The 13,579-nt window shown below is 65.4% G+C and carries 10 protein-coding genes and 1 pseudogene; 3 read left to right on the forward strand and 8 right to left on the reverse strand.

The genetic code is table 11. The features are described from left to right. The first annotated feature begins 5 nt into the window (after window positions 1-5). Window positions 6-1,310, forward strand: a complete 1,305-nt coding sequence (locus AT701_RS19620) for an SLC13 family permease (RefSeq protein WP_058126448.1) — start codon at window positions 6-8, stop codon at window positions 1,308-1,310. A gap of 90 nt (window positions 1,311-1,400) precedes the next feature. After that, window positions 1,401-1,892: a DinB family protein gene (locus AT701_RS19625; RefSeq protein WP_058127675.1), complete on the forward strand. Its 492-nt coding sequence runs from the start codon at window positions 1,401-1,403 to the stop codon at window positions 1,890-1,892. A gap of 41 nt (window positions 1,893-1,933) precedes the next feature. Here the strand turns inward: AT701_RS19625 and pma1 are convergent, their stop codons facing one another. Genes pma1 through AT701_RS19660 form a run of 7 tightly spaced genes read right to left on the reverse strand, consistent with a single transcriptional unit; the run spans window position 1,934 to window position 9,623 of the window. Beyond that, entirely contained in the window at window positions 1,934-4,702 is a 2,769-nt protein-coding gene (gene pma1, locus AT701_RS19630; protein ID WP_058126449.1) for a cation-transporting ATPase Pma1, read from the reverse strand. A gap of 34 nt (window positions 4,703-4,736) precedes the next feature. Further along, on the reverse strand, window positions 4,737-5,204 hold the full coding sequence (locus tag AT701_RS19635) for a hydrogenase maturation protease (RefSeq protein ID WP_003895382.1): 468 nt from the start codon (window positions 5,202-5,204) through the stop codon (window positions 4,737-4,739). Further along, a complete protein-coding gene (locus AT701_RS19640; RefSeq protein ID WP_058126450.1) occupies window positions 5,201-6,493 on the reverse strand; it encodes a Ni/Fe hydrogenase subunit alpha in 1,293 nt (430 codons plus the stop codon). The genes AT701_RS19635 and AT701_RS19640 overlap by 4 nt, the downstream gene beginning before the upstream one ends. Further along, complete coding sequence (locus tag AT701_RS19645) at window positions 6,490-7,248, reverse strand: NADH-quinone oxidoreductase subunit B family protein (protein WP_058126451.1); 759 nt, start codon at window positions 7,246-7,248, stop codon at window positions 6,490-6,492. Before AT701_RS19645 ends, AT701_RS19640 begins: the two co-directional genes overlap by 4 nt. Next, window positions 7,249-8,088, reverse strand: coding sequence for an FAD/NAD(P)-binding protein (locus tag AT701_RS19650; RefSeq protein WP_174519602.1), 840 nt, complete (start codon window positions 8,086-8,088; stop codon window positions 7,249-7,251). Continuing rightward, window positions 8,078-9,181, reverse strand: a complete 1,104-nt coding sequence (locus AT701_RS19655; protein ID WP_042510581.1) for a 4Fe-4S dicluster domain-containing protein — start codon at window positions 9,179-9,181, stop codon at window positions 8,078-8,080. The genes AT701_RS19650 and AT701_RS19655 overlap by 11 nt, the downstream gene beginning before the upstream one ends. 4 nt (window positions 9,182-9,185) lie before the next feature. After that, entirely contained in the window at window positions 9,186-9,623 is a 438-nt protein-coding gene (locus AT701_RS19660) for an Hsp20/alpha crystallin family protein (protein WP_003895387.1), read from the reverse strand. Window positions 9,624-10,003: 380 nt separating this feature from the next. Here AT701_RS19660 and ppsA point away from each other — a divergent pair, with 380 nt between their 5' ends. After that, window positions 10,004-12,313, forward strand: coding sequence for a phosphoenolpyruvate synthase (gene ppsA, locus AT701_RS19665; RefSeq protein ID WP_014877864.1), 2,310 nt, complete (start codon window positions 10,004-10,006; stop codon window positions 12,311-12,313). 40 nt (window positions 12,314-12,353) lie between these two features. Here the strand turns inward: ppsA and AT701_RS19670 are convergent. Further along, window positions 12,354-13,547, reverse strand: a pseudogene (locus AT701_RS19670) (wax ester/triacylglycerol synthase domain-containing protein); the annotation flags it as partial. Window positions 13,548-13,579: the final 32 nt, after the last annotated feature.

The raw sequence follows: 13,579 nt of genomic DNA on the forward strand, positions 1-13,579 counted from the left end.
CGCACATGTCCGTCCAACTGCTCTCCATCGCCGTGCTGGTGGCGGTGTTCATCATCTCCACGGTGTTCAACGTGCACATGGGTGCACTGGCGTTCGTCGCCACTTTTGTCGTCGGGATCGGTTTGACCGACCTGTCTGAGAAGGAGATCATCGCCGGGTTCCCTGCCGGCCTGTTCGTGATCCTCGTCGGCGTGACGTATCTCTTCGCCATCGCCAAGGCCAACGGCGCCATCGACTGGCTCGTCGACTCCGCGGTCAACCTGGTGCGCGGACGTGTGTGGGCATTTCCGTGGATCATGTTCGTGCTCGCGGCCGGCCTCGCCGGGGTGGGCGCCGTTCCTCCGGCGGCGGTGGCGATCATCGCGCCGACGGCCATGCGGATCGCCCATCGCTACGGCATCAGCCCGTTGCTCATGGGCCTCATGGTCGCCAACGGCGTGTCCGCAGGCGAGTTCTCGCCGATCGGCCTGTTCGGGATCATCGTCAACGACGTCGCCGTATCCAACGGCGTCACGTCGTCGCCAATCCTGTTGTTCGCGAGTTGTTTCGCGGTCAACGCCATCATGTGCTACGCGCTGTGTGTCGTGATCAACCGACGCGCACGCCGTCACGACAAGGCCGATGAGTCCCTCGAAACCGGTGGCCCCACTCCCCCACGCGGTGGGACCGGGGTGCGAGTGGTGGACGCCGATGTCGCCGTGGCTGTCCGACCGCCGATGACCCGCTCGGTAGCCACGACCCTTGCCGGGCTCCTGGTGATGGTGGGCATTGTGGCGTGCACTGAACTCGACATCGGTTTTGTGGCAATGACTCTCGCGGTGATCCTCAGCATTCTGTCTCCGGAGGCGGCAAAGGAGGCATTGCCGAAGATCGCGTGGCCGTCGGTCTTCCTGATCGTCGGGATCGTCACCTACGTCGGTCTGCTGCAGGAACTCGGGACCGTCACCTACGTGTCCGACGCGGTGGCGCATCTGCAGTCGCCGCTGTTGATCGCCCTGCTCATCTGCGTCATCGGCGCGGTGGTCTCGGCGTTCGCCTCGACCACCGGAATCCTCGGCGCTCTGGTGCCGTTGGCGGTGCCGTTCCTGTTGTCGGGCGAGGTGTCATCGATTGCGATGATCATCGCGCTGAGTCTGTCCTCGTCGATCGTCGACGCGTCACCGTTCTCGACGTCAGGAGCGCTGATAGCCGCCAACGCCGCCGAGGAAGACCGCGACCGCGTCATGAGCCAGCTGCTGCGCTGGGGGATGTCGATGATCGTCGTCGCGCCGGTCGTATCCTGGGCCGTTTTCGTCCTGCCCGGTTGGTGACCCGAGTGCGATACGCGGCGCGAGGCCTCACGCGCCGCGTATCGCACTGCGGTGGCACCATGGGTGGGCGTGACGTCTATGGACCGGGCGATGCCGCCCCTGAACGGTGATGAACGCACGACGTTGGTGGGCTGGCTGGACTTCTACCGCGCGACCCTGGCTGCCAAATGCGAAGGCCTCACCGATGAGCAGGTTCGCATCGCTTCGGTGGAACCGTCGGAGATCACGCTTCTGGGTTTGGTGCAGCATGCCGCAGAGGTGGAACGAAACTGGTTTCGGCGGGTGCTGACGGGCGAACAACTGCCCCCGATTTTCGGATCCACTCCCCATCCCGAGGGCCACGACAGTGGATTCGAGCTGTCACCGGAATCGTCCTACCGAGCGGCGATCACGATCTGGCAGGACGAGATCCGGCATGCGCCCGCCAATATCGCAGAGCGCGAACTCGATGACACCAGCCCGTTCATGCAGACCGAGGTGACCCTGCGGTGGATCGTCGTCCACATGATCGCAGAATACGCGCGGCACTGTGGGCACGCCGACCTGATCCGTGAACGTATCGACGGGCGCACAGGCGTCTGATTCACGCTGCTTCGGCAACGAGGGTCGTGCCCGGCAGGCCGCTACCGATGGGCGACGGTGTGTCCGCCTTTGGGTTCCTCTCCTGCGAGAGCTGCACGCGCCTTCCGTCGACGGACCATGAACTTCTCCAACTCGACCACTCCGAACACAGGTGCACCGACAGCGGCGGCCTTGATCCAGTCGACGTATCCGAGCGGTGTGGATCCGAACACCGCGTTCATCGCCGGGGCGTAGGTGAACACGAGCTGGAGTGCCGTACAGGCAACCACGGTCGCGAAAGCGATCTTGTTGCCGAACAACCCGATCCTGTTGAGGACAGGTTCGAGGAGGAAGCGATTGTTGAGAAGATAGAACATCTCGGCGGCCACGATCGCGTTGACCGCCATGGTGCGTGCGGTCTCGACGCTTGTGCCCGAACGCAACTCCCAGAGAAACATGCCGAGTGCTCCGCCTGCCATCAGCACCGAGACGAGTAGGACTCGCCAAGCGAAGTGTCGCGACAGCAGACTCTCACTCGGGGCGCGGGGTTTGCGGCGCATCACGCCGGCCTCCGGCGGTTCGAAGGCAAGCGCCAGACCGAGTGTGCTGGAGGTGACGAGGTTGATCCACAGCACCTGTGCGGGAGTCAACGGCAGGGTGAACTGGAAGAGAATGGCCGCAATCACGACCAACGCTTCTCCTCCGTTGGTGGGCAACATGAACAAGACGAATTTCCGGATGTTGTCGTAGACGGTGCGCCCTTCTGACACCGCGGCAGCAATGGTGGCGAAGTTGTCGTCCGCCAGCACCATGTCCGCAGCCTCCTTCGCCGCTTCGGTGCCTCGACAACCCATCGCAATACCGACGTCTGCTTTCTTCAGTGCCGGCGAGTCGTTGACGCCGTCGCCGGTCATGGCCACCACTTCACCGCCGGCTTGAAGAGCTCGCACCAGGCGCAGTTTGTGCTCCGGGCTGGCCCGCGCGAAGATATCCCGTTCTTGCACAACCGTTTGCAGATCTGTGTCGTTCAGCGAGGCAATCTCGGAGCCGATCACCGCCGGCTTCCCGATGCCGATGCCGAGCTGCGCCCCGATCTCACGAGCGGTCGCCGCATGGTCGCCGGTGATCATTTTCACCCGGATACCTGCGCGGTGACACTCTCGCACGGCGGCCGCGACCTCAGGACGCAACGCGTCGATGATGCCCACCAGACCCAACATGGTGAATCCCGAATCGAGGTCGGCGATGTCGAGGGTGCCGGCATTTCGTGGAGCTTCGCACCGACGGGCGATCGCAAGAACCCGTAACCCCTGCGCTGCGGTGGTCGCAGCCATGCGCTGCCAGTAAAGCCGGTCTAGAGGCTCCTCGCAGTGGGGAGACCGCTGACTGTCACAGATGTCCAGGACGCGCTCGGGTGCGCCTTTGACCACGATCAGCGGGGTGCGGTCGACATCGCTGTGCAGAGTGCCCATGATCCGGTTTTCCGACGCGAATGGCACGGTGGTGACCCGCGAATGTGAGACCGTCTCGCGGTCGTGATCGAGACCGGCCTTCTTGGCCACCACGAGCAGCGCTGCCTCGGTCGGGTCGCCCGTGATCACCCAGACCTCATCCTCTACGTCGAGAGATGCGTCGTTGCAAAGCGAAGCAGCCAGGAGGGCTTCCATCAGGGCCGGATAGCGGCAGGGATCGATCACCCGTCCGTCGATGCTGAAATCACCCACAGGCGCATACCCGACGCCTCCGACGTCTATGTCGTGGCCTCCGCAGACCACTCGCTGGACCGTCATCTCGTTGCTGGTGAGCGTGCCCGTCTTGTCCGTGCAGATGACCGTCACCGAGCCGAGCGCCTCGACGGCCGGCAGCCGGCGCACGATGGCGCGTCGCCGCGACATACGCTGGACCCCGATCGCCAAGGTGACCGTCATGATGGCCGGGAGCCCTTCCGGGATCGCCGATGCGGCCAGAGCCACTGTCATCATGAACATCTCCGTGAGGGTCTCCCCTCGCCAGATCACCCCCAACGCGTAGGTGGCGGCACTGAGCAACAGGATCACAACCGCCAGCACCCGACCGAACCGGCTGATCTGACGCAACAGCGGAGTTGCCGTCGGTGCAACTCCGGTGAGCAGGTGGTTGATCCGCCCAAGTTCGGTCTGGGCACCCGTGCCAACGACAACTCCGGTGGCCTGGCCGTGGACGGCAAGCGTTCCCGAATACGCCATGCTTCGTCGGTCCGGTAGCGAGGTATCTTCGTCGTCCACGCCGATGGTCTTCCAGACCGGTGCAGACTCGCCCGTCAGCGGGGCCTCGTCGACCTGTAGTCCGTCGACACCGATCAATCGGAGGTCGGCGGGGATGCGATCGCCTGCCGCCAACTGAACGACGTCTCCGGGAACGAGCTCGACCGCCTCGACGTCCAGTGTCCGACCGTTGCGAGTCACCGTTGCGTGTGGTGACATCATCGCCCGGATGGCATCCAGGGCTGCCTGGGCCCTGCCTTCCTGAACGTAGGCGATGACGACGTTGATGAGGACCGCGGCGAACAACACCGCGGCGTCGACCCAGTGCTGAAGCACCGCAGTCACAATCGCGGCGCAGGACATCACATAGATGAGCACATTGTGGAATTGACGAATGAACCGCACCAATGCGCTCTGTTTCCGGACTGCGGCGAGTCTGTTCCAACCATGAACGGCGCGACGCCGCTCCACCTCACTGTCGGTGAGACCGCTCCTGCCGGCGCCGAGGGCGTCGAGCACTTCGTCGGGTTGCATTGTGTGCCAATTATTCTCGATCGAAATCGCTACAGCATCCGCCGACCGTCGCACGAAAGTCCGTGGTCTGCTACACACATCGACTCCTCTACACATCGCGCACAGCCTCGTGCAAGCCGGCCTCGCGCAAAATGACCGCCACAACATCAGGCACGGCCCCCGCGACCGCGTCCGTCATCCCGAATCCGTACCCGACATCGACCACATCCACGGTCAAGACGATGAGCCGACCCGGTGACTGCCCGAGGGCCTCTCCCAGCCGATACGCCCCGGCTAAACCGAGTGCGTGGGAGCTCACGCCGCCCAAATCGCGGGGCAGGTCGGCCGGCGTCCACCGGCGGACCGTGCCGGGAGTCGCAGAAGGCGAGACCGCGGCGTCGACGGCGATGACGGTCGGTACCCCCGCCCACGCGTCGAGCAACTCCCCTGGGTCACCTGAGGTCACCATCGCCTCGACACCGGGCAACCGCCGTTGGGCGATCTCGTGCACGGCGGCGATACCGACTCCGTCGTCGCGACGGGCCTCGTTGCCGATTCCGATGACCAGTACCGTCATCCGCGGTCCAGGGTAAGTGTGAGGAAATGGGTTGCGCATGAGATGCACGGATCATGGTTGCGAATGGCCCGCTCGCACAGTTGCGTCAGTTCTGCGTCGTCGCGATCCAGGTTCGCCGCGACCAGTACGGCGAGTTCGTGCTCGATGGCCGCCTGGTTCTGGGCGGTGGGTGGGATCAGCGTGGCGGTCCGGACCAGACCGTCGTGGCCGATCTCATAACGGTGATAGAGCAGGCCGCGTGGCGCCTCGCTCACACCGTGCCCGACTCCGGCGCGGGCCGGTACCTCCACGAACGGTCGGGGCGGCTCCTGGTATTCGGCGATGATTCGCAGCGCTTCTTCGATCGCGAAGACCACCTCGACAGCACGTACGACGATGCTCCGGAACGGGTTTCGGCATTGTGCGCCGAGCCCGGCCGAGGTGGCGGCTTCACGCGCGGTCGGTGGCAGGTGGGCAGAGTTCAGTGAGTACCGGGCCAGCGGCCCGGTGAGGTAGCGCCCATCGTCCAAGGCAGCGTGCAGCGCGGTCGAGTGCGGCACTTGCGCCTCGCCGACGTGAGTGGTGAAGTCGGCGAGCGGAAATGACGGGCCGGCACTTCGGACGATCGCGCCGCTCTCGATCGGATAAGCGTCGGCGGTGCCGAGTGCCAGGAACTCGTGATCGAAAACGACATCGGGACAGTCGAGATCGGCGACTTCACGAACCGTGTACAGCGCGTCGTCGAGACTTTTGCGCAACAACGCGGCGAGAGATTTGAGGTCCCCTGGCTTCGGCGCCGAGTAGAACCCGCCGAGACGCACGTTGACCGGGTGGATGGCACGTCCACCGATCTGCTCCATGATCCTGTTCCCGGTCTTCTTCAGTGACAATCCGCGTTCGACCAACTCGGGATGCTCCCTCGCCAGGCTGATGCCGTCGGGATGCCCCAGGAAGTCCGGAAGGTGCAGCAGGAAGATGTGCAACGCGTGACTGTGGATCCACTCGCCGCAGTACAGCAACCGGCGCAGTTGCACGATTTCCGGGTCCACCGTCACGCCGCAGGCATCTTCGATGGCATTGCACGCACTCACCTGGTACGCCACAGGGCAGATCCCGCAGACCCGCGCGGTCAGGTCGGGCGGTTCGGTATGAGCCCTTCCACGCAGGAACGCCTCGAAGAACCGCGGCGGCTCGTAGATGTTCAGCTGTGTCCCCACCACGGCGCCGTCGCGCAGCGTGACGTGCAGTGCGCCTTCACCTTCCACGCGGGCCAGGGCGCCGACCGACAACGTGCGTACCTCGGGGTTCACCGGTCGTTCCGCTCGGCATCGAAACGTGTGACGTTGAACGTCGAGAACACCCTGTCGACCTCGCCGTCGGTCATCCCGTCGCGGCGCAACAACCGGATGAGTGCTGCGGAGTTCGGCGTGGCTGCCGGCCCGAAACATCCATAGCAGCCGCGATGACACGACGGGCACAGCGCACCGCACCCGGCGTGGGTGACGGGCCCCAGGCACGGTATGGATTCGGCCACCAGAACACACGTGATACCACGAAGCTTGCATTCGGCGCACACGGTCTTGGCCGGTAGCCGGGGTTTGCGTCCGATGAGGAGGGCTGCGAGTGTGTCCAGCAACTGGCCGCGGTCGATCGGACACCCTTGCAGTTGGTAGTCGACGCGCACATGCGCAGCGGGCGGTGTCGAGGTCGCGAGCGTCTCGATGTAGCCGGGTTGCGCGTAGACCACCGACAGGTACTCGTCGATGTCAGACATGTTGCGCAGCGCCTGGATTCCCCCGGCTGTCGCGCAGGCCCCGATGGTCACCAGGATCTTCGACTGCTCACGGATCTCCCTGATCCGTCGTTCGTCGGCAGGCGTGGTGATCGAGCCCTCGACCAGGGAGATGTCGTAGGGCCCGCCGGTGAACGCACTGGACGCTTCGAGGAACGTGGCGATCCGGACCTCGCCGGCGAGGGTCAGCAGTTCGTCCTCGCAGTCGAGCAACGTCAACTGGCAACCGTCACAGGAGGCGAATTTCCATACCGCCAGGGATGGCACGCTCATCTACAACTCCTTCACCGCGAGCAGGGGATCCGCCACGTCGTAGCCGACCACCGGACCGTCGCGACACAGCAGCAGTGGCCCCAGTTGACAGTGCCCACACCATCCGATGCCGCATTGCATGTTGCGCTCCAGGGACACGCGAATGTCACTGGCCCGCAAACCTTTCCCCATCAACACTTCAGCACTGGCGCGCATCATGGGTTCCGGGCCGCACAGGTACGCCGTTGTGCGCTCAGGCCGGACCGGCAACCGGCGCAACGGTTCGGTGACGAATCCGACCTCGCCCGGCCAGCCCTGTACCGGTATGTCGACGGTCAGGTGCACATCGATCGACCCGCGAGAACTCCACTGCCGCAGTTCCGGGGTGAAGAGGAAATCGTCGCGCGAGCGGGCACCGGCGATCACGGTCACTTGCCCGTACATGTGGCGACAGGCGAGCACATCGACGATGACCGGTCGCAGCGGCGCGAGGCCCACACCACCTGCGACGATCACCAGTTCCCGGCCTGTGGCCACTTCATGACCCCAGCCCGTCCCGAAAGGCCCACGCAAGCCGACGAGACTGCCGACGGCAGCGTCCCGCAGCGCGGTGCTGACGGCTCCCACCGCGCGCACCGTGTGCGCGACGGTGGTCTCGGGTTCCGGCGAGATGCCGCTGACCGACACTGCGATCTCACCGATCCCGAAGGCGTACATCATCATGAACTCTCCGGGCCGCGGGGTCCTCAGCGCACCATTGACGGGGTCCAGGAAGAGCGTTGCCGAATCGCGGTTCTCGACGACGCGCTCGCGAACCCGGTACGGCACGGGTTCCATCGGCGCAGCGAGTTCAGCCGTCATGGTCACCGGCCAGATCGGCGAGGGTGGCCATCTCTTCGGTGATGTCGATTCCGGTGGGGCACCAGGCGATACATCGCCCGCATCCCACGCATCCGGTGGTGCCGAACTGATCGTGCCACGTGCCGAGCTTGTGGGTGATCCAGTGCCGGTATCGCGACGGTGCGGACTGCCGGACAGTGCCCTCGTGGATGAACGTGAAGTCCATCTCGAAACAGGATGCCCAGTTCATCCACCGCTCGGCATGCTCGCCGGTGAGATCGGTGACGTCCTCGACGCTCGTGCAGAAGCATGTCGGACACACCATCGTGCAGTTGCCGCACGTCAGGCACTGGCTTGCTACCTCGTTCCAATGAGGTGACTCACGGGACTCGATCAGCAGTTCACGAAGGTCACCGTCGGGCATCGCGCGGCCCATGTGTTCGGCGGCGGCGGCGATCGCGGTTTCCGCGGAGTCGATCTCAGCCTGCACGGCCGCGCGATGTGGCAACGTGTCGAGAACCTCTTCCCCTTCGTCGCTGCCGGTCTCGACGAGGTAGTGAGGGCCGTCACCGTCGAGGCGTTCCGTGAGGGCCAGGTCGTACCCCGGGCCGAGGTGTGGCCCGGTGCCCATGGACGCGCAGAAGCACAATCCGCCCGGCTCGGTGCAATTGACCGCCACGATGAACGCGCGGCGCAGCCGCCCGACGAATCCGCGGTCGGCGTACTCCCCCTCCCCCAGCACGCCGTTGAGTTTGTTGATCGCGGCGAGATCACAGGCTCGCACACCGATGAACGCGTAACGGGGCGGCTCCGGTGCAGGCGCGCCGTCCGATGACCACAGCCGCTGCCGCGCCGGATGAAGGAATTGTTTCCAGGACTGCGGGCCCGCGGAGTGGCCGAACAGAGCGGTGTCGCCGCGGCGACGCAACCGGTACCGGCCCGGCCCCACGTCGACGCCCCATCCGCGGGGAAGATCGGCGCCGGAAGTCAGTTCGGCGAGCACGATCGAGTTGTCGGCGCAGGTAGGGCCGATCACCCGGTAGCCGCGGTCGATCAGCGTGGCCACCAGTCGGTGGATCCCCGCGGTGTCGATCACCGCCCTGTTCACGGCCATGGCGTCACGGGCTGACGGTCTCCACCGCGACACGCTTCTCGGCGGCTGCCTCGGGTTCGGTCACCGGAACCGAGATCGTGAGGATGCCTTTGTCGTAACCGGCCTTGATCGCATCCTCATCAGCGCCGGGAGGCAGTGTCACCGAGCGCATGAACGATCCGTATGCGAACTCGGATCGCCCGTTGGTCTCCTTCTTCTCGGTGCGTTCGGCCTTGATGGTCAACACGCCGTCGCGAACCGTGATGTCGATGTCCTTGGCCGGGTCGATTCCCGGGACCTCGGCGCGCAGTTCGTAACCACCGTCTTTCATTTCGTCCTCGATCCGGATGATGTGGTCACCGAAAACCGGGCGGATCGAGGCCCACGACGGCAGACCCGCGAAGAAGTCGGACATCTCCGGAAAGAGCGAGCGTGCTCGTGATCGTTCAGGAAGTTTGGTCATCGGTCCTCCTCACTCGTAGGAATCGTTTCCACGTCAGTGATCCGACCACCTGGCACGGGTGACGGGTAGGGACCGAAGTCCCGTCACCACGAACTTTCGTCCCTGGTTTTCTGTCCCCGAAGTGACGAGATTTCGGGATATGTCCACCGCAGTAGCGAAACTCGTCGTCGGAGTCGCCGGGCTTTATGCCGCGCGGCGCTACTACCGGAACTGGGGAACGACCAAGGAGGAATGCCGTTCCAGGCCGCAGCAGAATCCGCGGCGGATCTGCACAATTCGCGCGAAAGGGCACTTTGACGGTCCCGCAGGTGACCTAAGGCCTTCCGTCAACGGTCCTCGGACGCTATCGGCCGCACCGGGCCCGGGCGAGAGTGGACATCATGTCCGACCGTTATGTGCGAACCCTCGATATCCTGACGATCGCCGACGCCGAGGAAGCCGGCGGGAAGGGCGCGAACCTCGGCGAGCTTGTCGCCGCAGATCTCCCCGTGCCGCACGGTTTCGTGGTGATGCGCTCGGCGTACCTCGACTCGGTTCGCATGGGTGGTGTCGAAGCCGAATTGGCCGCATTGCACACCGAAGCGCTCACCCACGCCGCCGACACCGCTCGACTCTCGGAACTGTGCCGCCGCATGCAGAGCCTGGTGAACAAGGCCGGGCTGAGCCCGAGCGTGCGGGACGCGACGCTGGCCGCGTACCGCGCGCTGGGTACCGATGTGGTTGTGGCCGTGCGGTCCTCGGCCACCGGTGAGGACGGCCGCGATGCGTCGTTCGCGGGGATGAACCGCACCATCACCAACGTCATGGGCGAGGTGGCACTGCTCGACGCGGTCACCCAGTGCTGGATGTCGCTGTTCAGCCCGCGGGTCATCACCTACCGCGCCAGCCGCGGGTTCACCGCCGCCCCTGCGATGGCCGTGGTGGTGCAGCAGATGCTCTCGGCCGATCGAGCCGGCGTCGCGTTCACGAGCGACCCCAGCACGGGCGATGCCGACCACATCGTCATCGAGGCGGCCTTCGGCCAGGGTGAGGTGGTGGTGTCCGGCAAGGTCGAACCCGACACGTACGTCATCGACAAGCGCACGCTTGAGGTCCGAGACGTCCGGATCGGTTTCAAGGCCATCAAGATCGTGCGTGGTGACGACGGTGCCGACTCGATGGTGCAACTCGAGCGGTCGCAGGCCGAGGCCCGAGTCCTCGACGACGACGCGTTGCGCAAGATCGCGACCCTGGCGGTCGCCACGGAGACACACAACGGCTGCCCACAGGACATCGAATGGGTGATCGCCGATGGCGCGGTGTGGCTCGTACAGGCCCGGCCGATCACCACTCTCGGCAGCGCCGGGTCCACGGCCGGCGACGAACCGAGCGTGCTGATCCGGGGTCTCCCCGCCGCGCCGGGTGTCGCGTCAGGACGTGTGCGCGTGTTGCTGGCTCCTGACGATGGGGACAAGCTGACCGACGGCGAGATCCTGGTCGCACCGACGACGAATCCCGACTGGTTGCCGACGATCCGCCGAGCCGCGGCGCTGGTCACCGAGACCGGCGGCATGACCTGTCATGCCGCGATCGTCGCGCGAGAACTCGGTGTGCCATGTGTCGTCGGTGCCCGGTCGGCGACGGTGGCCCTTGCCGTCGGGTCGATGGTGACGGTGGACGGGACCCGCGGTGAGGTGACGACGGGGCGCCTCCCGGAAACGGTGCGCACCACCACGACGCCACAGGAGCCGGCTCCGCACATCACCGGTGAAGCCACCGGCACCAAGGTCTACGTGAATCTCGCGATGCCGGATTCGGCCGAGGCGGTCGCCGCGCAGGACGTCGACGGGGTCGGTCTACTGCGTGCGGAGTTCATGCTGACCGAGGCCCTGGCGGGCCGGCATCCGCGGGACCTGATCACAAAGGGCGAGCAGGACACGTTGGTCGACGCCATGGCGGCCGCGGTCACCCGGATCGGCACGGCATTCGCACCGCGACCGGTGATCTATCGCGCAATGGACTTCCGCACCAACGAGTTCCGTGGGCTGGCCGGAGGTGAACAGTTCGAGCCCGTCGAACACAACCCGATGATCGGCTATCGGGGCTGTTACCGCTACATCAAAGAACCGGACCTCTTTGCGCTCGAACTCAGCGCGCTGGCCCGGGCCCGTGAGCACACGCCCAACATCCACCTGATGATTCCCTTCGTCCGCACCCGGTGGGAGCTTGAGGAATGCCTCGCGCTGGTGGACGCGAGCCCGTTGAGGCGACACCGGAATCTACACCGGTGGGTGATGGCCGAGGTGCCGTCCGTGGTGCATTGGTTGCCCGAGTACGTCGGTATGGGCATCGACGGAGTGTCCATCGGCAGCAACGACCTCACACAGTTGATGCTCGGTGTCGATCGGGATTCCGAAACGTGCGCCGAGCTGTTCGACGAATCGGATGCCGCGGTGCTCGACGCGATCTCACGCATCATCTCGACGGCCAACCGGCTCGGGATCACATCGTCGCTGTGCGGGCAGGCGCCGTCGACCCGACCGGAATTCGCCGAGCATCTCGTCCGGATGGGCATCACGTCGGTGTCGGTCAACCCCGACGCGGCCGGCGCGGCGCGCCGTGCGGTCGCCGCGGCCGAGCGCCGCCTGTTGTTGGATTCGGTCCGCCACCCGCGGCATGCACCGACAGCGTCTCCTCGAAACCCGCTGTGAGACAGTCGCGGAGGACGTCATGATCCGGGATCGCACCGGCATCGATGTTGACCCCGATGGCGCACACGTCGACGTATGACAGCAACGTGGTGTTGACGGCCGCACCCAGGGTCGGAGAGAACGCGTACTGGGACCGAATGGGAGCACCGCCCATTTTCAGCGGTACGGGAGACCCCGGCACGTCGCTGGCGATGAAATCGACATGCCGAAGTTCAGACCCTACATAGCCGCGCGGCATAACGTTGAGCGCTTTGGCGATCAGTTGTGTATAGGCAAGTGCCTTCTCGCCTCGCGCCGCCATCGTTCTCGCGTGGATCTCGCGAATTCTGCGCATCGGGTCCACCTCACCGACCGGAACGTCGAAACGGACCAGCGTCGCACGGTTTCCACCGATCCCGTCGTGTGGGCCGCGGACGCTGATCGGCATCGACGTCATGAGTTGGTCGACGGTGACACCGTGGTGATCGTGGTACCGGCGAAGCCCTCCCGTCACGGCCGCCAGGAATGCGTCGTTCACGGTGCCGCCGGCGGCGTCCCCAGCCCGGCGCAACCCAGACCTGCTCACCTCGAGGATCTCGAGTCGACGTGTTGCGCTGCGGCGCCTCATGACCGGCGACAGCGGACCTGCGATGGGGCGAGCGGCGCGATAGATCGACACCGCGGTGTCGAACGCCGTAGCGGCTGTGGTCAACGGGTGACGGATCGTCTCCAATACCTGTGCCGCAACAGAACCCGAAGGTCTCTTCGAGCCCTCAGACGCCGCCAACACCTCGAGCTCGTCATAGAGCGCAGCGGCCAGCGCCACTGCTCCGACGCCGTCGGTCAGCGCATGATCGAACTTGCACAGCAGCGCGGCACTGCCGTCGGCCATCCCCTCGACCAGCGTCACCTCCCACAGCGGGCGCGTGCGGTCGAGATCGGTCATCATCGCCACCTCGGCCAAGTTGACCAGCACCGGGAAAGTGCGCGGCTGAGGGGCGGACACACGGTGAAGGTGCCAGTCGAGATCGAACTCGGCGTGCTCCTCCCAACGCGCGGGTAGCGGCGGCACCGTCGGCGAGACGACCTGACGGAACCGTGGCGCCACGCGGGTGAGGCGTTCGAACCTTTCGACCACCAGGTCCCACTCGGGGGCGCGTTCGAGAATCATGAGGCTGACGATCGTCGAGCGGAGTACCGGGTCCTCCCCCAGCGACCACATGAACTCATCGGTACTGGTCAGAAACTCCGCCATGGTGAGGTCCTCGCATTCGGCCGCACTCGAGC

Source organism: Mycolicibacterium smegmatis (genome assembly GCF_001457595.1).
In the GTDB taxonomy this organism is placed as follows: domain Bacteria; phylum Actinomycetota; class Actinomycetes; order Mycobacteriales; family Mycobacteriaceae; genus Mycobacterium; species Mycobacterium smegmatis.